23 protein-coding genes are annotated in these 25,400 nt (G+C 66.6%); 7 read left to right on the top strand and 16 right to left on the bottom strand.

The features are described from left to right. Positions 1-13: 13 nt before the first annotated feature. Entirely contained in the window at positions 14-820 is an 807-nt protein-coding gene (gene phnE / locus CBY09_RS10445) for a phosphonate ABC transporter, permease protein PhnE (RefSeq protein WP_056059739.1), read from the top strand. Between the two features lie 13 nt (positions 821-833). Then, the gene (locus tag CBY09_RS10440) at positions 834-1,418 is read left to right on the top strand and encodes a phosphonate degradation HD-domain oxygenase (RefSeq protein WP_094289187.1); all 585 of its coding nucleotides are present in this window, start codon (positions 834-836) and stop codon (positions 1,416-1,418) included. A 36-nt stretch (positions 1,419-1,454) separates the two neighbouring features. On the opposite strand, the gene CBY09_RS10435 is transcribed toward CBY09_RS10440, so the two are convergent. Then, positions 1,455-1,916 carry an Lrp/AsnC family transcriptional regulator gene (locus CBY09_RS10435; RefSeq protein ID WP_056059735.1) on the bottom strand — a complete coding sequence of 154 codons (462 nt, stop codon included), beginning with the start codon at positions 1,914-1,916 and terminating at the stop codon, positions 1,455-1,457. A 97-nt stretch (positions 1,917-2,013) separates the two neighbouring features. Between CBY09_RS10435 and CBY09_RS10430 the strand changes: the two genes are divergently transcribed. Further along, positions 2,014-2,952 (top strand): EamA family transporter, encoded by a 939-nt coding sequence (locus tag CBY09_RS10430; RefSeq protein WP_094289185.1) that lies wholly within the window; start codon positions 2,014-2,016, stop codon positions 2,950-2,952. A gap of 90 nt (positions 2,953-3,042) precedes the next feature. Here CBY09_RS10430 and CBY09_RS10425 read toward each other — a convergent pair whose 3' ends face one another. The 6 genes from CBY09_RS10425 to CBY09_RS10400 are packed head-to-tail and all read right to left on the bottom strand — an operon-like array spanning position 3,043 to position 10,014. Then, positions 3,043-3,441, bottom strand: coding sequence for a RidA family protein (locus CBY09_RS10425; protein WP_094289183.1), 399 nt, complete (start codon positions 3,439-3,441; stop codon positions 3,043-3,045). A gap of 2 nt (positions 3,442-3,443) precedes the next feature. Further along, a complete protein-coding gene (locus CBY09_RS10420) occupies positions 3,444-5,111 on the bottom strand; it encodes an AMP-binding protein (protein ID WP_094289181.1) in 1,668 nt (555 codons plus the stop codon). A gap of 4 nt (positions 5,112-5,115) precedes the next feature. Beyond that, on the bottom strand, positions 5,116-6,321 hold the full coding sequence (locus tag CBY09_RS10415; protein ID WP_094289179.1) for an acyl-CoA dehydrogenase family protein: 1,206 nt from the start codon (positions 6,319-6,321) through the stop codon (positions 5,116-5,118). A 4-nt stretch (positions 6,322-6,325) separates the two neighbouring features. After that, complete coding sequence (locus CBY09_RS10410) at positions 6,326-7,180, bottom strand: enoyl-CoA hydratase family protein (RefSeq protein WP_094289177.1); 855 nt, start codon at positions 7,178-7,180, stop codon at positions 6,326-6,328. Beyond that, a complete protein-coding gene (locus CBY09_RS10405) occupies positions 7,177-7,656 on the bottom strand; it encodes a MarR family winged helix-turn-helix transcriptional regulator (protein ID WP_094289175.1) in 480 nt (159 codons plus the stop codon). Before CBY09_RS10405 ends, CBY09_RS10410 begins: the two co-directional genes overlap by 4 nt. Before the next feature lie 6 nt (positions 7,657-7,662). Further along, positions 7,663-10,014, bottom strand: coding sequence for a bifunctional salicylyl-CoA 5-hydroxylase/oxidoreductase (locus CBY09_RS10400; RefSeq protein ID WP_094289173.1), 2,352 nt, complete (start codon positions 10,012-10,014; stop codon positions 7,663-7,665). A gap of 157 nt (positions 10,015-10,171) precedes the next feature. On the opposite strand from CBY09_RS10400, the gene CBY09_RS10395 reads away from it, so the two are divergent. Both CBY09_RS10395 and CBY09_RS10390 read left to right on the top strand, forming a co-directional pair. Continuing rightward, complete coding sequence (locus CBY09_RS10395) at positions 10,172-10,489, top strand: DUF1840 domain-containing protein (protein WP_094289171.1); 318 nt, start codon at positions 10,172-10,174, stop codon at positions 10,487-10,489. Between the two features lie 2 nt (positions 10,490-10,491). Next, positions 10,492-10,878, top strand: a complete 387-nt coding sequence (locus CBY09_RS10390; RefSeq protein ID WP_094289169.1) for a nuclear transport factor 2 family protein — start codon at positions 10,492-10,494, stop codon at positions 10,876-10,878. Between the two features lie 18 nt (positions 10,879-10,896). Here the strand turns inward: CBY09_RS10390 and CBY09_RS10385 are convergent, their stop codons facing one another. The 9 genes from CBY09_RS10385 to CBY09_RS10345 form a co-directional block, all read right to left on the bottom strand. After that, positions 10,897-12,015 (bottom strand): Bug family tripartite tricarboxylate transporter substrate binding protein, encoded by a 1,119-nt coding sequence (locus CBY09_RS10385; RefSeq protein ID WP_094289444.1) that lies wholly within the window; start codon positions 12,013-12,015, stop codon positions 10,897-10,899. 283 nt (positions 12,016-12,298) lie between these two features. After that, a complete protein-coding gene (locus CBY09_RS10380; RefSeq protein WP_094289167.1) occupies positions 12,299-13,285 on the bottom strand; it encodes a tripartite tricarboxylate transporter substrate-binding protein in 987 nt (328 codons plus the stop codon). Positions 13,286-13,644: 359 nt separating this feature from the next. Continuing rightward, positions 13,645-14,892 (bottom strand): phenylacetate--CoA ligase family protein, encoded by a 1,248-nt coding sequence (locus tag CBY09_RS10375; protein WP_094289165.1) that lies wholly within the window; start codon positions 14,890-14,892, stop codon positions 13,645-13,647. 221 nt (positions 14,893-15,113) lie between these two features. Further along, complete coding sequence (locus tag CBY09_RS10370) at positions 15,114-15,923, bottom strand: ABC transporter ATP-binding protein (protein ID WP_094289442.1); 810 nt, start codon at positions 15,921-15,923, stop codon at positions 15,114-15,116. 239 nt (positions 15,924-16,162) lie between these two features. Further along, positions 16,163-17,488, bottom strand: coding sequence for an ABC transporter substrate-binding protein (locus tag CBY09_RS10365; protein WP_094289163.1), 1,326 nt, complete (start codon positions 17,486-17,488; stop codon positions 16,163-16,165). 135 nt (positions 17,489-17,623) lie between these two features. Next, entirely contained in the window at positions 17,624-18,700 is a 1,077-nt protein-coding gene (locus CBY09_RS10360; protein ID WP_094289161.1) for a branched-chain amino acid ABC transporter permease, read from the bottom strand. A gap of 29 nt (positions 18,701-18,729) precedes the next feature. Further along, complete coding sequence (locus tag CBY09_RS10355) at positions 18,730-19,659, bottom strand: branched-chain amino acid ABC transporter permease (protein ID WP_094289159.1); 930 nt, start codon at positions 19,657-19,659, stop codon at positions 18,730-18,732. A 28-nt stretch (positions 19,660-19,687) separates the two neighbouring features. Next, entirely contained in the window at positions 19,688-20,473 is a 786-nt protein-coding gene (locus CBY09_RS10350; RefSeq protein ID WP_094289440.1) for an ABC transporter ATP-binding protein, read from the bottom strand. 118 nt (positions 20,474-20,591) lie between these two features. Next, positions 20,592-22,538: an AMP-dependent synthetase/ligase gene (locus tag CBY09_RS10345; RefSeq protein WP_094289157.1), complete on the bottom strand. Its 1,947-nt coding sequence runs from the start codon at positions 22,536-22,538 to the stop codon at positions 20,592-20,594. Between the two features lie 181 nt (positions 22,539-22,719). Between CBY09_RS10345 and CBY09_RS10340 the strand changes: the two genes are divergently transcribed. Together CBY09_RS10340 and CBY09_RS10335 are read left to right on the top strand one after the other, a co-directional pair. After that, positions 22,720-24,510: an ExeA family protein gene (locus CBY09_RS10340; protein ID WP_094289155.1), complete on the top strand. Its 1,791-nt coding sequence runs from the start codon at positions 22,720-22,722 to the stop codon at positions 24,508-24,510. A 5-nt stretch (positions 24,511-24,515) separates the two neighbouring features. Next, positions 24,516-25,373 carry a general secretion pathway protein GspB gene (locus tag CBY09_RS10335; RefSeq protein WP_094289153.1) on the top strand — a complete coding sequence of 286 codons (858 nt, stop codon included), beginning with the start codon at positions 24,516-24,518 and terminating at the stop codon, positions 25,371-25,373. Positions 25,374-25,400: the final 27 nt, after the last annotated feature.

The raw sequence follows: 25,400 nt of genomic DNA, 5'->3' as shown, positions 1-25,400 counted from the left end.
CCCGGGTGTCTCCATGTCCTCTGCTTTGAATCCCTCGCTGGCCACCCTGGCCGGCACCTCGTCGCCCAAGCGCAGCCTGGCCTGGTACCTGTCGTGGGGCATCCTGCTGGTGTTGCTGGCGGCGTCCTGGAAGGGCGCCGACATGCGCCCGTTCGATCTGTGGAACGACTCGGGCAACATGGTCAGCTATGCGGCGGAGTTCTTTCCGCCCAATTTTGCGCAGTGGCAGATCTATGTGCAGGAGATGCTGGTCACGCTGCAGATCGCGCTGTGGGGCACGGCGCTGGCGGTGGTCACCGCCGTGCCGCTGGCACTGCTGGCCTCGTCCAACATCGTGCCCTGGTGGGTCTACCAGCCGGTGCGCCGCGTGCTGGACGCGTGCCGCGCCATCAACGAAATGGTGTTTGCCATGCTGTTTGTGGTGGCCGTGGGCCTGGGGCCTTTTGCAGGTGTCCTGGCCCTGTGGATCCACACCTCGGGCACCCTGGCCAAGCTGTTCTCCGAAGCCGTGGAGGCGATTGACCCGCAGCCCGTGGAAGGCATCCGCTCCACCGGCGCGAGCGCACTGCACGAAATCATCTATGGCGTGATCCCGCAGGTCATGCCGCTGTGGATCTCGTACACGCTGTACCGCTTCGAGGCCAACGTGCGTTCGGCTTCGGTGGTGGGCATGGTGGGCGCCGGGGGCATTGGGGTGGTGCTGTGGGAAATCATCCGGGGCTTCCAGTACGCCGAGACCTGCGCCGTGATGCTCATCATTGTGGTCACGGTGAGCGTCATCGACCTGGTGTCGGCCCGCATCCGCAAGGCGCTGGTCTGACAAGGAGCACACCATGGCATTGAGCCTTGAAGACATTGCCCACCTGCTCGCTACCCGGGGCGTGAACCAGTACGGCCGCGAGGCGGTCAGCCAGCTCGAGCACGCACTGCAGTGCGCGCAGTGGGCCGAAAAATCGGGTGAAACCCCGGCCACTGTCGTCGCTGCCCTGCTGCACGACCTGGGCCACCTGCTGGCGCCCGGGGGCGACACGGCCGAGCAGGACGACCTGCACCAGTACATGGCCATCCCGTTCTTGCGGGGCCTGCTGCCCGACGCGGTGCTGGAGCCCATCCGCCTGCATGTGGATGCCAAGCGCTACCTGTGCACCATGGAGCCGGGGTACTGGGAGACGCTCTCGCCCGCGTCCCAGCACAGCCTGGTGCTGCAGGGCGGGCCCTTCACGCCCAAAGAGGCGATGCAGTTTGCGGCCCAGCCCTTTGCGCAGGAGGCCATCCGCCTGCGCCGCTATGACGACCATGCAAAGGTGCCGGGGTTGGTCACGCCCCCGCTGGGCTACTACATGGCGCTGGTGCAGCGCCTGGTGCAGGCCCCGGCGGCTGTTGCCACTGAGGCGGACCGCGCTCCGGTAGCGGCGTAAACAGCCGCGCGGCGGGACCGGGGCCACCGCCCTGCATCAGCCGCCCTTGTCGCCATTCACCCAGCCCAGGTCCAGCGGCCGGTCCTCGAATTCGGTGTTCAGGACCACGGTGCTCGTGGTGCGCGCCACGCCGGGAATCGCCTTGATCTGGTAGAGCACGTCCTCCAGCCCGCGTGCGTGTGTGGTGCGGATCTTGGCCAGGAAGTCGTGCTCGCCAGCCACGCTGTGCAACTCCTCCACCTGGGGGATACCGCGCAGGCGCGGCGCAATGTCGCGGCAGTGCGCGCCGCCATCGTTGCGGATCGCCACAAACGCGGTGAAGTTGAGCCCCACGCGTTCCGGGTCCACGCTGATCGAAAACCGGCGAATCACGCCCTTGTCCAGCAGCTTCTTCACGCGCTCGTGCACTGCGGCGGTGGACAGTCCCACTTCGGCCCCCACATCGGCATAGGAACGTCGGCCATCCGCGCCCAGTGCCGAAATAATTCTGGCGTCCATGTCATCTGTCTGAATATTTGCTTGCATAGCCGCTCGATTTTGGTAAAAATTCCGAAAACCTCGCGGTTTCCATAAATTATTCGGTCAGGTGAAGAATATGCCGGCAATTTTCAACGCGCAAGCCCAACCACAGCGCCGCTGGGCAGTAGCCCTGGCGCTGCTGCTGGTCTACATCGTCTGGGGCACCACCTATTTCGCCATCGGCATAGCGGTGCAGACCATGCCGCCTCTGCTCATGAATGCCATCCGGTTCCTGTGTGCCGGGGGGGTGATGCTGCTCATCGCGCTGTGGCAAGGCCATGCCCTGCCCACGGCACGGCAGTGGCGCAACTCGGTGGTGGTGGGTGGCTGCATGGTGTTCCTGGCCATGAACCTGATGGGCTTTGCGCAAAAGCTGGGCATTGGCTCGGGCCTGATGGCCACGGTGGTCACCACCATGCCCATGTGGCTGGCGCTGTGGTCGCGTTGGGGTGGCGAGCGCGTGCCGGTCACCAGCTGGATCGGCCTAGCGCTGGGCGTGGTGGGCGCACTGCTGCTGGCGCTGGAAGGTGACTTCTCCACCACCTGGCTGGGTGCGCTGCTGGCCTTTGGTGCGCCGCTGGCCTGGAGCGTCGGTTCGTATGCCTCGCGCAAGCTCTCGTTGCCCGCACCTGCCATGGCCTCGGCCGCGCAATGGTTTGCGGGCGGCGCGATGGGGCTGGTGGTGGCGCTGTGGTTCGAACCGCTCTCGGCCCTGGGCGAGGTCAGCGCGAAGTCGTGGGCGGCGTGGGTCTACCTGCTGGTGTTTGGCACGCTGGTCGCGCTCAATGCGTACCTGTGGCTGCTGCAGAACACGTCCGCAGCGCTGGCGGGCAGCTATTCGTTTGTGAACCCTGCGGTGGCTTTGCTGGTGGGCGTGGCGCTGGGGGGCGAGTTGCTCACGGGCTGGGTGTTTGCCGCGCTGCCGTTGATTGGGGCGGCGCTGGCGTTCATCCTGTACGGGCAAGCCTTGCAGCGGTGGTTCATCCGTGCGCAGTACAGGTGGCGCAGCGCGTAGCACTGGCAGGACCTGGGCGAGTGCCACCGTGGAGCTGGCTCTGCCAGGCCACGGGTGGCGTCCCCCTCGGGGGAAGGCGCCGCAGGCGACTCAGGGGGGAATCACTGCCGTCGCTTCAATCTCGATCTTCGCGCGCTCTTCCATGAGCCCCGCCACCTGCACGCAGGCCATGGCCGGAAAGTTCTTGCCCAGCACCTCGCGGTAGACCGCGCCCAGCTCCTTCAGGCGGCTGTTGTATTCGTTGCGGTCGGTCACGTACCAGGTCAGCCGCACCAGGTGTTCGGGACCTGCGCCACCGGCTTCGAGCACGGCGCGCACGTTCAGCAGCGTCTGCTTGGTCTGGGCAATGAAGTCGTCGCTCTCAAACTGCTGCTGCGCGTTCCAGCCGATCTGGCCGCCGGTAAAGACCATCGTGCCGCGCGCGGCCACGCCGTTGGCGTAGCCCTTGGGGGTGACCCAGCCTTCGGGCTGCAAAAGGGTGTTTTTCATCGTCATGTTGTTTTTGTGGAATTGGGCGAAGCGGCGGAGGGTGATGCAGCCGCACCCTGGCGCAGCTTGAAGCGCTGCAGCTTGCCGGTTTCGGTGCGGGGCAGGGCCGTGACGAACTCCACCAGGCGCGGGTATTTGAACGGAGCAATGGTGGCCTTCACATGGTCCTGCAGCGTCTTGACCATGGCGGCGTCGCCCGTGTGCCCGGGCTTCAGGACGCAGATGGCCTTGACCACCATGCCGCGCTCCTCGTCGGGCACGCCGATCACGCCGCACTCGGCCACGGCCGGGTGGCGCAACAGGGCGTCTTCGACCTCGGGGCCGCCCACGTTGTAGCCGGCGGTGATGATCATGTCGTCGTCGCGCGCCTGGTAGAAGAAGTAGCCGTCGGCGTCTTGGGTGAACGCATCGCCGGGGTAGTTCCAGCCGTCCTTCACATACTTGGCTTGGCGCGGGTCGTCGAGGTACTTGCAGCCCGTGGGGCCAATCACCGCGAGCTTGCCCACGGTGCCGCGCGGCAGCTCATTGCCATCATCGTCCACCACCTTGGCGGTATAGCCGGGCACCACCTTGCCGATGGCGCCGCGCCGGCTCTCACCGCCGGGCGAGGAAATGAAGATGTGGAACATTTCGGTGGCGCCAATGCCGTCCGTCATGTCCAGGCCGGTTGCCTCTTTCCACAGCTGGCGCGTGGCGTCCGGCAGACCCTCGCCCGCGCTCACGCTGGTGCGCAGCTGGGGCAGGCCGATCTGCTTGGCAAAGGGTGCCATCTGCCGGTAGAAAGTGGGCGCGGTGTAGCAGATGGTCACGCCCGCATCGCGCATCAGCCGCACCATGGTTTCGGGTGTATAGGGCTGGTCGGGGAAGTACACGCTGGCCCCGGCCCACATCGGAAACACCAGCAAGCCGCCCAGGCCGAAGGTGAACGCCAGGGGCGGCGAGCCTGCCACGATGTCATCAGGTGTGGCCTTGAGTACATGGCGCGGCCAGGCCTCGCAGCCTGCCAGCACATCGCGGTGTGTGTGCACGGCGGCCTTGGGTGCGCCCGTGGTGCCCGAGGTGAACGCCATCAGCGCGATGTCGTCCGCCGACGTGGGGCAGGGCGGTGTGGTGCCGGGCTTGCCCTGCGCGCGCTGCAGCAGGTCGGCCGCATCCGGCGCTGTGTGGAAGGGCACGATGGTGGCGAGCACGGGGTGCTGCGTCTGCGCGGCCTGCAGCTCGGCCAACAGGCGGCCGTCGCACAGTGCCAGCGTGGGCTGGGCACGGTCGATGATGCTGCCCAGCTCGCCCGCGCGCAGCAGCGGCATGGTGGCCACCGCCACCAGCCCCGCATAGACGGTACCCAGCCAGGCCAGCGCCATCTCCACCGTGTTGCCACCGCGCAGCAGCACGCGGTTGCCGGGCACCAGGCCGTGGTCCTGCGTCAGCACCTCGGCAATGCGCGCGGCCTCGGTGCGGGCGTCGCGGTAGGTGTACGTGCGGTGCGGGCCGCGCAACAGGGGGCGGTCGATGTGGCCCGCACGTTCGGCCTGGTCGAACAGCGCCTGCACCAGGTTGGCCTGGTTGGCGATCTGCAGCTCGGGCAGGTCGTAGCGCAGTGTGGGCCAGGCCTCGGGCGGCGGCAAGCGGTCGTGCACGAAGTGGTCGGGCTGGGCGGAGGGGGCTTTCATGCGATTACTCCTGCAGAACGGCCTTGCCGATGATGAGCTGCTGCACTTCGGTCGCGCCTTCGTAAATGCGCAGCGAGCGGATGTCGCGGTACAGCGATTCGACCTTGCTGCCCACCTCCACACCGCGCCCGCCGTGCAGCTGCAGCGCCGTGTCGATGACGCGCTGGGCGTTTTCGGTGGCGGTCATCTTGGCCATGGCCGCCTCGGCAGTCACGCGCACCTGGCCGGTGTCGCGCAGCCAGGCCGCGCGGTAGGTGAGCAGCGCGGCGCTGTCCACCAGCGCAGCCATCTCGCCCAGCTTGGCCTGCGTGAGCTGGAAGTCGGCGAGCGTCTGGCCGAACATGCGGCGCTGGCGGGCGTGGTGCACCGCCTCGGCCAGCGCGCGGCGGGCCATGCCCAGGGCGGCAGCGGCGACCGATGCGCGGAAGATGTCGAGCGTGCGCATGGCCAGCTTGAAGCCGCCGTTCTCCTCGCCCAGCAGCGCAGTGGCAGGCACTTTGCAGTTGGAGAACTCCAGCGTGGCCAGCGGGTGCGGCGCCATCACATGGATGTGGCGCGAGGTGTCGAGCCCCGGCGTGTTCGCATCAACGATGAAGGCGCTGATGCCGCGCGTGCCCCCGGCCGGGTCGGTCTTGGCGAACACGCAGTAAAAGTCGGCAATGCCTCCGTTGCTGATCCAGGTCTTGGTTCCGGTCAAGGAATATGAGTCTTTTTGGCCGCTACCGCCTGATGGGTAAGCGCTTTCTGCTACTGTTTTCATAGCGCCAACATCCGAGCCCGCCTCAGGTTCGGAGAGCGCAAACGCGGCGATCAGCTCACCGCGTGCCACGCCCTGCAGGTAGTGCGCCTGCTGCGCGGGGCTGCCCGCCAGCGTGATCGCACCGCTGCCCAGCCCCTGCATCGCAAACGCAAAGTCGGCCAGCGGCGAGTGGTAAGCCAGCGTCTCACGCAGCAGCACCAGCGCGCGCGAGTCGAGTGCGGGCAGCGCGCCACCATGGGCGGCGGGCACGCAGTAGCGCAGCCAGCCGCCCGTGCCCAGGCGTTGCACCCAGTCGCGGCAGGCGGCGCGGTCGTCGGTTTCATCCACCTCTTGCGTGGCCGCCCACGGAACCAGGCCCTCGGCCAGCGCGCGGTGGGCGTGATCAAAAAACGGCAGGGCCAGGTGTGCCGTCGAAGGTGGGCAAGGGGCGGGCGGCGTGGCTACGTGCATGTTGTTAGTCCCCTTGGAAAACGGGCTTCTGCTTGGCGGCGAACGCTTCGTAGGCGCGGCGGAAGTCTTCGGTCTGCATACAGATGGCCTGGGCCTGCGCTTCGGCTTCGATGGCCTGCTCAATGGTCATGCTCCACTCCTGGCTCAGCATGGTCTTGGTCATACCGTGGGCGAAGGTGGGGCCATCGGCCAGCGCGCGCGCGGTGGCCTGCACGTTGGCCAGCAGGTCGGCACTTTCGTACAAATCGTTGAAGAACCCCCAGGCCAGGCCTTCGTGCGCCGTCATCGCGCGGCCGGTGAACAGCAGTTCGCTCGCGCGGCCCTGGCCGATCATGCGGGGCAGCAGCGCACAGGCACCCATGTCGGCCCCAGCCAAGCCCACGCGGGTGAACAAGAAGGCGGTCTTGGTGGCCTCGGTGCCGTAGCGCATGTCGCAGGCCAGCGCCATCATCGCGCCCGCGCCGGCGCAGATGCCGTCGATGGCGCCCAGCACGGGCTGCGGGCAGGCGCGCATGGCTTTCACCAGGTCGCCTGTCATGCGTGTGAACTCCAGCAGCTCGGGCATGGTCATGGTGGTGAGCGGGCCGATGATTTCGTGCACGTCGCCGCCCGAGCAGAAGTTGCCGCCCGCACCCGTGACCACGATGGCTTTCACATCCGTGGCAAAGCGCAGGGCGTAGAAGAAGTCGCGCAGCTCGGAATAGCTCTGGAAAGTGAGCGGGTTCTTGCGGTCCGGCCGGTTGAGCGTGATGGTGCCCACGCCATCGGCAAAGCTCCAGCTGAAATGCTCGGCCACATAGCTAGCTTGCGGGTTGAACTGCTCGCGCATGGGGTTGCTTGCCCCGATGTAGTGCTTCATTCGGCTGTCTCCTGTGTATGTTCTTTCACCTTGCCCAGCAAGCGGTACAAGGTGGCGATGTCGCGCTCGCCCAGCGAGGCGAAGGCTTCGACGATCCATTGCTCGTGCTGGCGCGCCATGGTGTTGAACTGCTCGCGGCCCTGGGGTGTGAGGCGCACCAGGTAGGCGCGACGGTCACCCTCCACATCCATGCGCTCCACCAGTCCTTCGGCCACGAGCTGGTCGGTGATGCCGGTGATGTTGCCGCTCGTCACCATCATGCGGCGCGAGAGTTCCTTCATCTTCATGCCATCGGGCGCGCGCTCCAGCTGCGCCATCAGGTCAAAACGCGGCAAGGTGGTGTCGAACTGCGCACGCAGGTGGCTGCGCACCTGCTTTTCGATGAGCTGGGTGCAGGTGAGCAAGCGCAGCCACAGGCGCAGGGCCTCGGGGTGTTCACTGGGGGCGGCGCCGTGCAGGCGGGCTTCGAGGTCCATGGTGGTTTACTCGATGGCTGCGGGTTTGCTGGATTCCTGCGCCGGTGCGGCCAGCGCGGCCATCTGCTTTTGTTTGGCAATCTCGCGCAGCATCTGGTCGCGGCCGCTGTGGTATTGCACAGGCCAGTCGGTGTGGGCGGCGGCCTGGGGGCTCAGCTGTGCGGCGGCGTGCAGTGTCCAGGCCGGGTCGGCCAGGTGCGGGCGGGCAATGGCACACAGGTCGGCGCGGCCGGCCGCGATGATGCTGTTCGCGTGGTCGGCCTCGGTGATCGCGCCCACCGCCATGGTGGCAATGCCCACCTCGTTGCGGATGCGGTCGGCAAACGGTGTCTGGTACATGCGGCCATACACGGGCCGTGAGTCGCGCGTGGTCTGGCCGGAGGACACGTCGATCAGGTCTGCACCGGCGGCCTTGAACAAGCGCGCGATGGCAATGGCGTCGTCGGCGGTGTTGCCATCGGGGAGCCAGTCGTGGGCCGAGATGCGCACAGAGAGCGGCTTGTCGGCGGGCCACACGGCGCGCAGCGCGGTCAGCACCTCCAGCGGGTAGCGGCAACGGTTCTCCAGGCTGCCGCCGTATTCATCGGTGCGCTGGTTGGTGGCGGGGCTCAAAAAGCTGGCCAGCAGGTAGCCGTGTGCGCAGTGCAGCTCCAGCCAGTCAAAGCCGCAGGCCACGGCGCGGCGGGCGCTGTCCACGAAGGCGGCGGTAAGCCGGTCCATGTCGGCGCGGGTCATGGCGGCAGGCGTCTGGTTCTGCGCGCCGTAGGCGAGGGGGCTGGCGGCCAGCAGGGGCCAGTTGCCCGCCTCCAGTGGCTCGTCCGTGCCCTTCCAGCCCACGCGCGTGGAGCCCTTGGGGCCGCTGTGGCCCAGCTGCAGGCCGATCTTGGCCGTGCTGCTGGCGTGCACAAAGCTCACGATGCGTGCAAAGGCGCTTTGCTGTTCGTCATTCCACAGGCCCGGGCAGGCGGGGGTGATGCGGCCCTCGGGTGTGGGGCTGGTCATCTCCACCATCACCAGCGCGGCGCCGCCCAGGGCGCGCGCGCCCAGGTGCACCAGATGGAAGTCCTGCGGCACGCCTTCGACCGCGCTGTAGGTGGCCATGGGCGAGACGACGATGCGGTTCTTGAGCGTGAGGGCTTTCAGTGTGAAAGGCGTGAGCATGGGCGGAATCGCGGCCTTGCCACCCGCGAGCCAGGCCTCATAGCCCTCCAGCCATGCGGCATCGCGCAGCCGCAGGTTCTCGTGGCTGATGCGCTGGCTGCGCGTGAGCAGCGAGTAGGTGAACTGTTCAATGGGCATGCCGGTGTAGCGCGCCACGTTTTCAAACCATTCCGTAGAGTTGCGCGCCGCATTCTGGATCTTGAGCACCTCCACGCTCCGGCGCGCCTCGTAGTGCTGCAGCACGTCGTCGATGGGCAGGCCGGTGGCGAACTCGTTGGCGAGGTCGATGGCGTCTTCGAGCGCGAGCTTGGTGCCGCTGCCGATCGAGAAGTGCGCCGTGTGCGCCGCATCGCCCATCAGCACGATGGGCACCTGCTTGCCGCCGATGGGTTCACGGTGCACCCAGGTGTTGCAGATCACGCGCGGAAAGCGGATCCAGTTGGCCGAGCCGCGCAGGTGTGTGGCGTTGCTGATGAGGGCGTTGCCGTCCAGATACTTCGCGAAGAGCTTTTCGCAAAATGCAATCGCCTCGGGCTGCTCCATGGCGTCCAGACCATGGGCCTTCCACACGGCTTCGGGCGTCTCGACGATGAAGGTGGAGGTGTTGGCGTCGAACTGGTAGGCGTGCGCCTGGAACCAGCCATGCTCGGTCTGCTCGAAAGCAAACGTAAAAGCGTCGAACTTTTTCTTGGTGCCCAGCCACACGAAGCGGCACTGGCGCAGGTCGATGTCGGGCTGGTAAACGCTGGCGTAGCGGGTGCGGATGCGGCTGTTGAGGCCATCGCTCGCGATCACCAGGTCGGCGTTGTACTGGGCGGCCAGCGCCTGGTCGTCGGCCACGTCCGTCTCGAACACCAGCTCCACGCCCAGCGCCAGGCACCGGTCCTGCAGGATGTTGAGCAGCCGCTTGCGGCCGATGCCGCAGAAGCCGTGGCCGGTGGAGCGCACGCTGCGCCCCTTGAAAAACACCTCGATATCGTCCCAGTGGTTGAACGCGTCGCCGATCAGGGCTGCCGTGGGCGCGTCGGCCGCCTGCAGGTTGGCCAGCGTCTGGTCCGACAGCACCACGCCCCAGCCAAAGGTATCGAACGGCCGGTTGCGCTCGACCACCGTGATGCGGTGCGCGGGGTTCTGCTGCTTCATCAGCAGGGCGAAATAGAGACCGGCGGGCCCGCCGCCAATGCAGAGGATGTTCATGTCAAAATAGTTTAGACCTAAACAAACTACTGTCAATGGGGGGTTCCCGTGCGGGTCTTTGGGGGCACCCCGGCCTGTCCGGCGCACAATCAAGGGCCTAGGGGGCATGCGTTTGCACGCCCTTTTGTGACCTGACCTGAGAAGGCTTTCCTATCCCATGCTTTACAAATTCAAGTCCCGCGCCGCCGCCGATCTGATCATGCTGGAACCTCAGGGGCGGCAGATCGTGACCATCATGGGCAAGACCCCCGGGCCGAGCGGAATCGTGACTGCCGCCCAGATTCCTGCGGCCATTGCTGCGCTGGAGGCGGCGGTGGCCGCCGAAGAGGCGCAGCCATCGGGGGATGAAGCGGGTGAAGAGGTGACCGAACAAGAGCGCATGGAGGCCGTGCGCCTGCGCCAGCGCGTGGCGCCCTTCATCGAGATGTTGCGCCGCAGTGCCGCCGAGCAGGTGGATGTGGTCTGGGGGGTGTAGCCATGGCCCCGGTCTTGCCACCCCTTGCCGTGGTGCAGGCGCAGCTGGATGCCTACAACGCCAAGGACATCGACGCGCTGCTGGCCACCTATGCCCCCGATGCCGAGCAGTATGTGCTGCACGGTGAGCGTCTGGCCCAGGGCCATGCGCAGATGCGGGAGCGGTTTCTGGCGCGCTTTGCCGAGCCCGACCTGCATGCGCGCCTGCTGTCGCGCACCTTGGTGGGCGCCATGGTGGTGGACTACGAGCTGATCACCCGCAACTTCCCCGAGGGCCTGGGCACGGTGGAAATGTTGTGTGTTTACGAGGTGGTGGGTGGGCGCATCCAGCGGGCATCGTTCGCCACCGGGGCCAAGCGCCTGGGGCCCCCTGCGCTGCCTGCAGGCTGATCGCGCACCCTGTCTGTATCAGTCCACCTTGGCGCCCGAGGTCTTTACCACCTGCGCCCATTTCCGGTGTTCGTTGTCGATGTGTTTGGCAAAGTCGGCCGGGGTGTTGCCGCCAGGGATGGCGCCCTGGGCCAGCAGCCGTTCCTTCATGGCCGGTGTGGCCAGGGACTTGGCGACCTCCTGCTGGATGCGGTTCACGATGTCGGGCGGCGTGCCTGCCGGGGCCAGCAGGCCGAACCAGGAGCTGGCCTCATAACCCTTGAGCGTGGGGCCGCCTGCCTGCTCGACCGTGGGCACGTCGGGCAAGGCCCCCGAGCGCTCTGCGCTGGTCACGGCCAGCGCAACCAGCTTGCCCGCCTTGATCTGCGCCATGGACGAGGGCAGGTTGTCGAACATCACGTCGGCGTTGCCCGCCACCATGTCCAGGAGCGCCGGTCCCGAGCCCCGGTAGGGCAGGTGCAGCATGAAGGTGCCGGTCATGCTCTTGAACAGCTCGCCTGCCAGATGGATGGAGGTGCCGTTGCCGCTCGATGCCATGTTCATCTTGCCGGGGCTGGCCTTGGCCACGCGGATGAAGTCCTGCACATTGGTCACGCCCAGGGCCTTGGCCTTGTCGGTGTTCATCACCATCACATTGGGCACGGCGGCCACCAGGGTGATGGGCACAAAGTCCTTGATGGGGTCGTAGGGCAGCTTGGCATACAGCGCGCGGTTGATGCCGTGGGTGCCCACCGTGCCCATGAGCAGGGTGTAGCCGTCGCCCGGTGACTTGGCCACCACCTCGGCGCCTACATTGCCACCGGCGCCCGCGCGGTTGTCCACGATGAACTGCTGACCGAAGGCCTTGGACAGCTCCGGCGCCATGGCGCGCGCCAGGATGTCGGTGGTACCCCCAGGCGCAAACGGCACCACGATGCGCACGGGCTTGGTCGGCCAGCTTGCACCTGTAGGGGCGGTCGCCTGGGCATGGGCCGTGCCCGGTGCCAGCAGCGCACCGGCGGCGGCCACGGCCAGTGCGCCCAGCGCGCTCAGGGTGAAGGCCAGGGCCACGGCCTTGCGGCGGCTGCGCGCATGGGCGCGGGCCTGGATCTGCGCGCTGGAGCGCGCCGGGGTGCGGAAGTCGTGTGCGTGTGCCATGGAAGCCATTCCTCGTTGAAACCAGTGGAAGCCTGCGCCGCTGTCTGTGCTTGTTCGGCGTGTCTGCCCTCTGTTCTACGCGGGTGTGTGCGGCCCGGGCAGATGGGATTACCCGAGGGTGTCGCGGCCTTGCAAGTCGTCGCGCGTGTCGCCGTGATGGGCCAGTCGGGGTGCCGCAACGGGGCGTCAAAAAAAAGAAAGCCACCGGGCCGTGTGGCGCGGTGGCTGGAGGAGGGCGGTGATGCGATGCCGCGCCGCCCGGTTGGGCAGCGCTGCTGCCAGGTCAGTCGGCGTAGGTGCCGGCGGCCTTGATCACGGCACCCCACTTGTCGATTTCGGCGGCCACAAACTTCTTGTGCTCGGGGCCGTCCACGCGCTTGTCGGTCACGACCACGGCGCCCAGGGCTTCCTGCTTCTTGATGAACTCGGGGTCCTTCAGAGCGGTCTTGAGGGCGTCATTGATCTTCTTCTGCACATCGGCAGGCGTGCCCTTGGGCGCGTACAGGCCGTGCCAGATGCTCACGTTGAAGTCCTTCAGGCCCGATTCAGCCAGCGTGGGCAAGTCCTTCAGGGCGGGCGTGGTCAGGCGCTTGGCGGTGGTCACGGCATAGGCCTTGACCTTCTTGCCTTCGATCTGCGAGGTGGTGTTGGTGGTCTGGTCGCACAGCAAGTCGATCTGGCCGCCAATCAGGTCGGTGATCGCGGGGGCGGTGCCCTTGTAGGGAACGGCAGTCATGTCCACCTGCATGGCGCTCTGGAACATCAGGCCGCACAGGTGCGACGCAGCGCCCAGGCCGGCGTTGCCCAGGTTGATCTTGCCCTTGTTCTGCTGGATCCAGGCCGTGAGTTCCTTGAAGTTGTTCGCGGGCATGGTGGGGCGCGCGATCAGCGTCATGGGCACTTCGTTGACCATGCCCAGGTATTCAAAGTCGTTGGGCACGCTGAACGAGAGCTTGCGGTACAGCGCAGGCATGGTGGACATGCCAATGTGGTTGAGCAGCAGCGTGTAGCCATCGGGGGTGGCGCGGGCTACGCGGGCGGCGCCGATGGAGCTGCCCGCACCGGCGGTGTTGTCTACGACCACAGTGGCGCCCAGGGGCTTGCGCAGTGCTTCGGCCAGGTCGCGGGCCACGCGGTCGGTGGGGCCACCGGCGGCAAAGGGCACCACGATGGTGACGGTCTTGTCCTTGGCGGGGAACTCTTGGGCACTGGCGCCAAAGGCAGCGGCTGCGGCGGCAGCAATCAGTGCGAGTTTCAGCATCTTTTTCATGGTCTCTCCTGTAAATGACGGGCCATGATAGCGAGGGGGATTTGCGGAAACATTGCGGATAGTACGTAGCACACTGGTGGCATGGTTTTTAAGCTCTACAGGCCTGTTGCGCTCGTCTGTATTGCTTTGTTCGCTATCAATAATATAGCGATTGTTAGGGTAAACACTGCGGTTCCCCGGCGCGCCAAATGGGCATGAAGTGGACATGTCTTGCGCTGCCGCAAACCCGTCTCCTCCGGGGCGAAAACCCGCAGCGGGCCCCTGAAACCGGCACCTGCCAATGCCAGAGCCAGCGTGGAACCGGCTTTGCCAGGCCACGGGTGGCGTTCCCCAGGGGGCGGCGTCGCAAGCGGCCCCGGTTACCGATAACTCCGCGCGTCCTCGATCACCTTGCCGTCGTTGGGCAGCGTGCCCGGCGCCACCATCTGCACCTCGCCGCGCAGCTTGGTCACTTCGCGGATGGCGTCGCCCAGCTGGTGGGCCAGGCCCTCGGCGGTCTCGGTGGTCTCGACCTGCAGCACCATCTGGTCGTTGGCCATTTCGCCGCTGACCACCAGGCGCGCGCGCAGCACCTGCGGAAAGCGCCGCGCAATCGTGGCGATCTGCCCAGGGTGCACAAACATGCCACGCACCTTGGTGGTCTGGTCGGCACGGCCCATCCAGCCCTTGATGCGGGTGTTGGTGCGGCCGGTGGGGCAGGGGCCGGGCAGCACGGCCGACAGGTCGCCGGTGCCGAAGCGGATCAGCGGGTAGTCGGGGTTGAGCGTGGTGATGACCAGCTCGCCCACTTCGCCCTCGGGCACCGGGTCGCCGGTGCCGGGGCGCACGATCTCCACGATCACGCCTTCGTCCAGCACCAGGCCTTCGCGGGCTGATGTTTCATAGGCGATCAGGCCCAGGTCGGCGGTGGCGTAGCACTGGTAGCCCGCAATGCCGCGCTCGGCAAACCAGTCGCGCAACGAGGGCGGAAACGCCTCGCCCGACACCAGGGCCTTGGTGACGGTGGGCAGCGCCACGCCCAGCTCGGCGGCCTTCTCGACAATGATTTTCAGAAAGCTGGGCGTTCCGATGTAGCCCGCAGGCTTCAGCTCGGCCATGGCGTGCACCTGCTGCTCGGTCTGGCCCGTGCCGCCGGGAAACACGGTGCAGCCCAGCGCGTGTGCGCCGGTTTCCATCATCGAACCCGCAGGCACGAAGTGGTAGCTGAAGCTGTTGTGGATCAGCTCCCCGCCGCGAAAGCCAGCGGCGTGGATGGCGCGCGCCATGCGCCAGTAGTCAGGCCGTGTGCCCTCGGGCTCGTAGATGGTGCCGGGGCTGGCAAACACACGCGTCATGCCGGGGCCAAATCCCAGCGCGCTGAAGCCGCCAAACACATTGGTGGCGCGGCCTGCCTGCTGGCGCTCCAGCAGCTCGTACTTGCGCGTGACGGGCAGCTGCGCCAAGGCGGCGCGGCTGGTGATGGTTTTGGCATCCACACCCGCGAGGATGCCGGCAAAGGCGGGCGACGCCTTCTGGGCATGGGCGATCTGCTGCGGCAGCGCCGCCATCAAGGCCGCTTCGCGCTCGGCGGGGCTGCGCGTTTCCAGGGCGTCATAGAACGTGCTCATGCCTGGGTTTCCTTGTGAGGTTGTTTGAGTGAAATATGCCTCTAGCGCTTTTGCATCAAGCGTAAGCAGCTATAAAAACAGGAGTAGTTGAAACTGGGTTCGAAAAGACGCTGCCTTGAAAACTGGCGCGGCCGATGCCAGCGCCACCGCGCTAGGGCCGCCCCGCCGCGCTGGTGGCGTCCCCCTGAGGGGGAAGGCGCGCCAGCGCCTCAGGGGGCACCTTAAGCAAGCCAGCGCTTGCGCCGCTTGTAGCTCTTCACATCCTTGAAGCTCTTGCGCTCGCCGCCGCCCACGCCCAGGTAGAACTCCTTCACGTCCTCGTTGTTGGCCAGGTCGCTCGCGGCGCCGTCCATCACCACGCGGCCGCTCTCCATGATGTAGCCGTAGTCGGAGTACTTCAGCGCCATGTTGGTGTTCTGCTCGGCCAGCAGGAAGGTCACTTTTTCCTTCTTGTTCAGGTCCTGCACGATGTTGAACACCTCTTCCACGATCTGCGGCGCCAGACCCATGGAGGGTTCGTCCAGCAGCACCATGCTGGGGTTGGCCATCAGTGCGCGGCCAATGGCGCACATCTGCTGCTCGCCGCCCGAGGTGTAGGCCGCCTGCGAGGTGCGGCGCGTCTTGAGGCGCGGGAAGTAGTTGTAGACCTTCTCCAGGTTCGCCGCGATCTCGGCCTTGCTGGTGCGGGTGTAGCTGCCCGTCATCAGGTTCTCTTCAATGGTCAGGTGGGCAAAGCAGTGCCGCCCCTCCATCACCTGCACCACGCCGCGCTGCACCAGGTCGGCGGGCGACAAATTCTCGATGCGCTCGCCGCGCAGCTCGATGCTGCCCTTGGTGACCGCGCCCCGCTCGCCCTGCAGCAGGTTCGAGATGGCGCGCAGCGTGGTCGTCTTGCCCGCGCCGTTGCCCCCCAGGATGGCCACGATGGAGCCTTCCGGCACCTGCAGGGACACACCCTTGAGCACCAGGATCACGTGGTTGTAGATGACCTCGATGCCGTTGACGTTGAGAACAATGTTTTTAGAGTCCATGGTGTTGCCTTCGCTGTGCCAATCCAAAAAGTTGCTGCAGGGGCAACTCTTTGGATTGGCGGCTGCTCACAAAAATGGAGCAACCGCTTCGTCACCGGCCGTTGATACGGTCGCCGCCCAATGCCAGGGCCACCGTGCAAGGGCCGCCCCGCCGCACCGGTGGCGTCCCCCTTCCCGAATCGCGCAGCGATTCGAGAGAAGGGGGAAGGCGCGTCAGCGCCTCAGGGGGATGTACCGAATCAAGACTGGCAGTCTTCCGGCGTACGCGGCGTCAGCTTCTTCTCGGCTGCGTACTTCGCTGCCGTTGCCTTCACCAGCGGCTTGATGATCTGTTCGTCAGCCTGCAGCCAGTCGGATGTGAACTTCCAGGCCTTGCCATCCCAGGTGTGGATGCGGGCCCAGGCGGCGCCCATGTGGTCGGTGCACGACGTGCTGATGGGGCGCATCACACCCGCAAAGCCCAGCGCATCCAGCTTGGGCTGGGTCAGGTTCAGGTTTTCCAGGCCCCAACGCACCTGTTCGCCGCTCATGACCTTGCCCTTGCCAAAACGCTCTTGCGCAGCGCGGATGCCTTCCACGCCCAGCATCGCGCTCATGGCGCCGCGCATGTACAGCACCTGGCCCACTTCGTCCTTGGGGCCTGTGCCCTGGCCCTTGTCGTGCAGCTGGGCCAGCACGTCCTTGACCAGCTTGGACTGGGGCTCGGCGCCGTGTTGCATGGTCACGGCGTTGTAGCCCTTGGCGCCGTCGGCCACGTCCTTCACGTCGGGCTCGGCACCGGCCCACCACACACCGTACATCTTCTCGCGCGGGTAGCCAGTGGCCTGGGCTTCCTTGATGGCGGTGGAGTTCATCACGCCCCAGCCCCACAGTGCCACGTAGTCGGGGCGTGCCTGGCGGATCTGCAGCCAGGTGGCCTTTTGCTCCACGCCGGGCGCCGTCACGGGCAGCAGCTGCAGGTCAAAGCCGTGCATCTTGGCGCGCTCCTGCATCAGCGGGATGGGCTCTTTGCCATAGGGGCTGTCGTGGTAGACCAGGGCGATCTTCTTGCCCTTGAGCTTGTCCAGGCCGCCTTCTTTCTTGCCAATGGCCTGCAGGATGGCATCGGCCGCCACCCAGTAGGTGCCCGCGATCGGGAAGTTCCACTTGAACACGCTGCCGTCCGCACTTTCGGAGCGGCCATAGCCGATGGTCACCACCGGGATCTTGTCGGCAGGGGCCTTCTCGGTGATGGCAAACGTGGCGCCCGTGGACAGGGGCTGCACGAACGACGCGCCCTTGCCCTTGAGGCGTTCGTAGCACTCCACGCTGCGGGCCGTGTCGTAGCCGGTTTCACATTCTTCAAACGCGAGCTTCACGCCATTGATGCCGCCCCGGGCATTCACCAGCTTGAGGTAGTCCACGTAGCCATTGGCCCAGGGCGCGCCGTTCGGGCCGTAGGGGCCCGTGCGGTACGACAGCACCGGGATGAACTGTTCTTTGGCCTGCGCGAAGGCGCTGGTCGATACGACCGATGCACCGGCGGCCACAGCGGCCACGGCCAGAACCAGGGTACGAAGCTTCATGGTTGTCTCCTGTCAATAAAGTGGTTGAAGCACTGCGAAATCACATGGGCCTTCAGTCAAACAACAATCGCTGCAGAACGCATCGGTGTTATCGAGCAAGCCTCTTGGTGGATGCGGAAAAGTCGGGGCAGCCGCTCAATGCGGGAAGGGCCACAGGCGCAGCTTCTGCTTGCCCATCGACCACAGCTTGGCCAGGCCATGGGGTTCCACGATCAGGAACCACACGATCAGGCCGCCAAAGATCATCAGCTCGGCGTGCGACACACCGGCGGTGGAGATGCTGATGCCGAACAGCCCCAGGAACAGCGGCAGGAACTGGTTCAGCGCAATGGGCAGCACCACGATGAAGGCCGCGCCGAAGAAGCTGCCCATGATGGAGCCCATGCCGCCGATGATCACCATGAACAGCAGGCGGAACGACATGTCCACCGAGAACGCGCCGGGTTCCCAGGCGCCCAGGTACACAAAGGCCCACAGGCCACCGGCCACGCCGATGATGAAGGAGCTGACGGCAAATGCGCTGAGCTTGGCGTACATGGGGCGGATGCCGATCACCGAGGCGGCCACGTCCATGTCGCGGATAGCCATCCACTCACGGCCAATCGCGCCGCGCACCAGGTTCTTGGCCATCAGTGCCATGACCACCAGGATCGCCAGGCAAAACAGGTACTTGGAGGTGGCGCTTTCGATTGGCAGGCCGAAGACCTGCAGGTTGGACACCGACACCGAGCCCGAGGGCGTGTCGAGCGTGAACCAGCGGATGCGCAGGAACATCCAGTCGCTGAAGAACTGTGCGGCCAGCGTGGCCACCGCCAGGTACAGCCCCTTCACCCGCAGGCTGGGCAGCCCGAACAGGATGCCGAAGAACGTGGCGCACAGTCCGCCCAGGATGAGTGCGGGAATCAGCGGCAGGCCGGGCAGCCGCACAAAGAAGTTGTAGGCGCCATAGGCCCCCACGGCCATGAAGGCGCCCGAGCCCAGCGAGATCTGGCCGCAATAGCCCACGAGGATGTTCACCCCCAGGGCCGCCAGCGACATGATCACGAACGGGATCAGGATGGCGCGGAAGAAGTAGTCGCTGGCGAGCATGGGCACCGCCACAAAGGCGACGGCCAGCAGCAGGGCGATGGCGATGCGGTCCTGGGCAATCGGGAAGATCTGCTGGTCGGCGCGGTAGCTGGTCTTGAACTGGCCGTTTTCGCGGTAGAGCATGGAAGGTCTCCTGTTGTTCTTGTTATGAGTTACACGCGGTCAATGATCTTCTCCCCAAACAAGCCTTGCGGCCTGAAGAGAAGAAACACCAGCGCCAGTGCATACGCAAACCAGATCTCGATGCCCCCGCCCACATAGGGGCCCAGGTACACCTCCGACAGCTTCTCGCCAACGCCGATGATCAGCCCGCCGATGATGGCGCCCGGCACCGAGGTGAGGCCGCCCAGGATCACCACTGGCAGCGCACGCAGCGCCACCGTGGCCAGCGAGAACTGCACGCCCAGCTTGCTGCCCCAGATCATCCCGGCCACCAGGGCCACCACGCCGGCCACACACCACACGATCACCCAGATGCGGTTGAGCGGGATGCCGATGGACTGGGCGGCCTGGTGGTCGTCGGCCACGGCGCGCAGCGCACGGCCGGTGGAGGTCTTCTGGAAGAACAGCGACAGGGCCACCACCAGCGCGGCGGCAATGGCGGCGGCAATCACGTCTTCCTTGTTGATCAGGATCCCGCCCTGGAACAGGCTTTCCAGCGCAAACATCGGGTCCTTGGGCATGCCGATGTCGATCTTGTAGATGTCGCCACCAAAAATCGTCTGGCCCAGGCCCTCCATGAAGTAGGCAATGCCCAGCGTGGCCATGAGCAGCGTGGCGCCTTCCTGGTTGACCAGGTGGCGCAGCACCAGGCGTTCGATCACCCAGGCCACCACAAACATCACCGCGCCTGCGAGCACAAAGGCGATCAGGTTGGCGGCGATCTGGTTGTCCAGGCCGGTCCACTTGGGCACCCATTCGGCAAAGCGGGCCATGGCCAGCGCCGCAAACAGCACCATCGCGCCCTGCGCAAAGTTGAACACGCCCGAGGCCTTGTAGATCAGCACAAAGCCCAGCGCCACCAGCGAATACAGCATGCCGGCCATGAGGCCGCCCAGCAGTGTTTCAAGAAAAAATCCCATGTTGTTGTCTCCTGCGCTTTCGGGGGCTTCAGTGCGATGTGCCCAGATAGGCGCTGATCACGTCCTGGTTGTTGCGCACCTCGTCGGGCGTGCCGTCGCCGATCTTCTTGCCGTAGTCCAGCACCACCACGCGGTCGCTGATGTCCATCACCACGCCCATGTCGTGCTCGATGAGCACGATGGTGGTGCCGAACTCGTCGTTCACGTCCAGGATGAAGCGGCACATGTCCTGCTTCTCTTCCACGTTCATGCCGGCCATGGGTTCATCGAGCAGCAGCACCTGCGGCTCCATGGCGAGAGCCCGGCCCAGGTCCACGCGCTTTTGCAGGCCATAGGGCAGCTGGCCCACGGGGGTCTTGCGGTGGGCCTGGATCTCCAGGAAGTCGATGATGTGCTCGACCTTCTCGCGGTGGGCCATCTCCTCGCGCTCGGCGGGGCCCAGGCGCAGCGCCTGCAGGAACAGGTTGCTTTTGATCTTGAGGTTGCGGCCGGTCATGATGTTGTCGATCACGCTCATGCCCTTGAACAGCGCCAGGTTCTGGAAGGTGCGCGCCACGCCCATCTCGGCCACCTGGCGCGAGTTCATGTGCGAGAACGTCTTGCCCCGGAAGGTGATAGAGCCGTCCTGCGGTGTGTACACGCCGTTGATGCAGTTGAGCATGGAGCTTTTGCCCGCGCCGTTGGGGCCGATGATGGCGCGGATCTCGTGCTCCTTCACGTTGAACGAGATGTCGGTGAGTGCCTTCACCCCGCCAAACCGGAGGCTGATGTTCTTGACGTCGAGGATGACGTCGCCGATCTTCTTGGTGGTCATGGTGGGGGGCTTCTCCAGCGGGTAGAGCGCGGGCTTCATGCAGCAGCCTTCACGGGTGCGTAGGTCTTAGTTCCGGCGTAACTTGCTGCGCAAGTGAGCCTCCTCTGAAACGATCCCATCATGCGGCCCTCCGCATGCTGGGATACGTTTTGGTGTCCGACAGCTTCAGGGTGGCGCTCACGCTGCCCGTGCGGCCGTCTTCGAACTTGACCTGGGTTTCGATGTATTGCTCGGTGCGGCCCGCGTAGAGCGCGTCCACCAGCACCGCGTATTTCTCGGCAATGAAGCCCCGGCGGACCTTGTTGGTGCGGGTCAGCTCGCCGTCGTCGGCGTCCAGCTCCTTGTGCAGCACCAGGAAACGGCTCACCTGGCTGCCCGCCAGCAGGGCGTCAGTCGCCAGGTCGGCGTTCACCTTTTCGATGCACTCACGCACCAGCTCGTACACCTCGGGCTTCTGCGCCAGGTCGGTGTAGCCCGCGTAGGGCAGGTTGCGGCGCTCGGCCCAGTTGCCCACGGCGTCGAAGTCGATGTTGACCATCACGCACACCTTCTCGCGGCCGTCACCCAGTGCGACCACTTCCTTGATGTGCGGGAAGAACTTGAGCTTGTTCTCCACATACTTGGGCGCAAACATCGCGCCGTCGTTGGCGCCGCCCTTGATGCGGCCCACGTCCTTGACGCGGTCGATGATCTTGAGGTGTCCATGGGCGTCGAGGAAGCCCGCATCGCTGGTGTGGTACCAGCCATCGGCCGTGAGCACCTCGGCCGTGGCCTTGGGGTTCTTGTAGTACTCCTTGAGCAGCCCGGCCGACTTGACCAGGATCTCGCCGTTGTCGGCCACCTTGATCTGCACGCCCCGGATGGGCACGCCCACCGTGTCGGCGCGCGCCTGGTTGTCAGGCTGCAGGCAGACGAACACGGCGGTCTCGGTGGAACCGTAGAGCTGCTTGAGGTTGATGCCGATGGAGCGGTAGAAGGTGAACAGGTCGGGCCCGATCGCTTCGCCCGCCGTGTAGGCCACGCGCACGCGGCTGAAACCCAGGTTGTTGCGCAGCGGGCCGTACACCAGCAGGTTGCCCAGCGCGTACTTGATGCGGTCCAGGGTGCCCACGGTTTCGCCGTCCATCAGTGCCGGGCCCACGCGCTTGGCCACGGCCATGCAGGCGTGGAACATCTTGCGCTTGAGGGCGCCTGCGTCTTCCATGCGGATCATCACGCTGGTGAGCAGGCCTTCAAAAATGCGGGGCGGCGCAAAGTAGTACGTGGGGCCGACCTCCTTGAGGTCGATCGTCACGGTGCTGGCCGACTCGGGGCAGTTGACCACGTAGCCGCAGGCCAGCCACTGGGCGTAGCTGAAGATGTTCTGGCCGATCCAGGCCGGAGGCAGGTAGGCCAGCACCTCTTCGCTGCTGGTGAGCTTGTCGAACTCGGCCCCTGCGCTCGCGCGGTCCAGCAGGGTGCTGTGGGTGTGCACCACGCCCTTGGGGTTGCCCGTGGTGCCTGAGGTGAAGAACATCGCGGCCACGTCGTCCGGGCTGGCCTTGGCCACCTCGGCGCGGAACCACTGGGGGTGCTTGGCGACATGGGCGGCACCGGCTTCGATCAGCGAATCGAGCGATGCCAGGCCCTGCTCCTGGTAATTGCGCAGGCCGCGCGGATCGTCAAAGTAGATGTTGGAGATCTGCGGGCACTGCTCGCGGATTTCGAGCAGCTTGTCCACCTGCTCCTGGTCTTCCACCAGGCAAAAGCGCACCTCGGCGTTGTTGAGCGGGAAGATGCACTCGGCCGCCACTGCGTCCTGGTACAGCGGTACGGGGATGGCGCCCAGCGACTGTGCCGCCAGCATGGTGGCGTATAGGCGGGGGCGGTTGGCGCCGATCACCACCATGTGCTCGTGGCGCTTCAGGCCCGCGAGGTGCAGGCCGGCGGCCACCTGTTCCACCAGGCGCACCAGGTCGGCCCAGCTGTGGGTTTGCCAGATGCCATATTCTTTTTCGCGCAGGGCCGGGGCCGTGGGGCGCTCGGTGGCATGCTTGAGCAGCAGTTGCGGGAACGTGGTCAACATTGCAGCTTCCTGAAAGTGAGAAGGTGTCAGCCCGGTGACAGCCGGGGGCGCAGGCTTGTGATTGCGCGATGGGGGAATGCTAGGACCCACTTTGACGCCATCTTGTCTTGCCGACGACAATTTAGGGGTAACTCCCGGGTGGGTAAAACCCTGCCTGCGGGTGGGCGGTATCCTCCAAGCCATGTACGCCCCGTTTTTCGGTCTCCAGCATCCCCCGTTTTCCATCGCCCCGGACCCGCGCTACCTGTTCATGAGCGAGCGCCACCGCGAGGCCCTGGCCCACCTGCTGTATGGGCTGGATGCAGGCGGCGGGTTTGTGCTGCTCACCGGCGAGGTAGGGGCGGGCAAGACCACGGTGTGCCGCTGTTTTCTGGAGCAGATTCCGGCGCACTGCAACGTGGCCTACATCTTCAACCCCAAGCTCACGGTGCGGGAGCTGCTGCGCTCCATCTGCGACGAGTTCGGCGTGCCGCACAAGCCCATGGTGCCGGGTGGTGTGGAGACGGTGAAGGACTACATCGACCCGCTCAACGCCTCGCTGCTGGCCGCGCACGCGGCGGGGCGCAACACCGTGCTCATCATCGACGAGGCGCAGAACCTCTCGGCCAATGTGCTGGAGCAGCTGCGCTTGCTCACCAACCTGGAGACCAGCGAGCGCAAGCTGCTGCAGATCATCCTGATCGGCCAGCCCGAGCTGCGCACCATGGTGGCCAGCCCCGCGCTGGAACAGCTCGCGCAGCGCGTGATTGCGCGTTTCCACCTCGATGCGCTGAGCCCGCGCGAGACCCAGCAGTACATCGCCCACCGTCTGGCCGTGGCGGGCCTGCAGGGCCCCATGCCCTTCAGCCAGCGCGCCATGGCGCGCGTGCATGCCCTGTCGCGCGGCGTGCCCCGGCGCATCAACCTGCTGTGTGACCGGGCCCTGCTGGGCGCCTATGCCGCCGGGGTGCGCGAGGTGAATGCCTCCACGGTGAACCGCGCTGCGCGTGAAGTGTTCGATGCCCCGGCGTCAGCCGCCGCCGCGCGCCAGGGCCAGCCCCTGCTGCCCCGCTGGGCGGTGGCAGGCCTGGGCGCCGTGGCGGGGGCCGCGCTGGTGGCCGCGGGCGGCTGGGCGCTGGGCGCCTGGCCCACGCCGGCCCCGCGCGGTGCGGGTGCGCCGGTGGCAGCCACGGCGCCCGCATTGCCTGCCAGCGCGGCGGTGGTGGCGGGGGGGCGTGCACAGCCCCCGGCCGCAGCCGCCAGTGCGGCTTCGACAGCGGGTGCTGCTGCAGCGGCAACAACGGCAACAACGGCAACAGCAGCCGCATCCACCCCGTCTACGGCACCGGTGGTGGGCGCGCCCTTGTCTGAACTGCAGCAGTTTCTGGCAGCACTGCCCGCCAGCGATGGCCCGGCCTGGCAGGCGCTGGCCACCCGCTGGGGGGCCAGCGTGCCTGAGGGGGCCGATGCCTGTGCCACGCTGCCGCGCGAGGGGCTGCGCTGCTACCGCAACCGCCGGGCGGGCCTGAACCTGGTGCGCCAGATCGACCGGCCGGTGCTGCTCACGCTGTTCCCCTCGGACGATGGCGACAGCGCCGTGTCCGCCGTGCTGCGCGGCCTGGACGGCGACACCGCCACGCTCGAAGGCGCAGGTCGCACGCTGCAGGTGCCCGTGGCCGAGCTGGCCCAGGTGTGGCGCGGCGACATTGCCACCCTGTGGCGCGCCCCGATCGGCATGCCCGACAAGGGCGACATTGCCGAGAGCACGGCCGGTGCCGCCTGGCTCGACAAGCAACTGGCCACGCCCGCCGCAGGTGGCGCTGGCACGGGCGCACGCGCTCGGGCCACCACCCCCGCCGCGCGCCAGGCGCGCATCCAGCGCTTTCAGCTGGCCCAGGGTGTCACGCCCGATGGCCGCGCCGGTCCGCTCACTCTCATGCTGCTCAACCGCGTCAACGGCGTGAGCGAACCCCGTCTGCGCACAGGAGCCTGATCCCCATGTCCTACATCCTTGATGCGCTGCGGCGCGCGGAAGCCGAACGGGGGCGGGGCGGCGTGCCCGGGCTGCATTCGCAGGCGGTGCCGGTGCCCGGCGCGGCGCCGGTGGTCGGGCGGACATCCGCCTCGCCCTGGCTCATGGCCAGCGCCGGGGTGGCCGTGGCGGCTGTGGCCGTGGCGGGCACCTGGTGGGTGATGCAGCGTCCGGCCCCTGCGCCGGTGGTGGTGGCTGCGACCCCCGCTCCCGGACCCGCGCCCGCAGCGGTGCCCGCAGCGCCCCAGCCTGCCCCGGTGGCTATCGCCCCAGCACCGACGGCGCCAGCAGCACAGGTGGCACCGGCCGCTGGGCCGCCTTCGGCCCCGGCACCTGCGGTGGAGGCCCCTGCGCCCGAGTCGCGTCCCGCCGAAAAACGCAGCGCGGCGCCGCCGCCACGCGAAAAAGCTGCACCACCCGCGCCTGTGCCCCGGGTCGCTGAGCCGCCTGCGGCGCCCGCCCGCTCCCGTGCCGAGCCCACCCGTGATCCTGCCCGTGACGTGGCCCGCGATACCGCGCGTGGGGTGGTTCCGCCCCGGACGCCCGAGCCCGTCGCCGTGGCTGCCGCACCCGCGCCTACCACGGCCACCGGCACGGTGTTCGCCCAGGGCGACCTGCCCGAGGCCGTGCGCGCGCAGTTGCCCTCGCTCAAGATTTCGGGCGTCACCTACTCGGCCAACCCGGCATACCGCATGGCCATCGTCAACGGCCAGGTGCTGCACGAGGGCGACCCGGCCGGCCCGGGGCTGTTGCTGGAGAAGATCGAGCCCGGGCGCACCATCTGGTCGTTCAAGGGCTACCGCTACGGGCTGGCATCGCAGTAGCCCGGTGGGGCGCTGGCGGGGCCTGAA

This window comes from Acidovorax kalamii (assembly GCF_002245625.1).
Classification (GTDB): domain Bacteria; phylum Pseudomonadota; class Gammaproteobacteria; order Burkholderiales; family Burkholderiaceae_C; genus Acidovorax; species Acidovorax kalamii.
The sequence above is the reverse complement of the archived record's forward strand: the minus strand, read 5'-3'. Positions and strand labels throughout refer to the sequence as shown.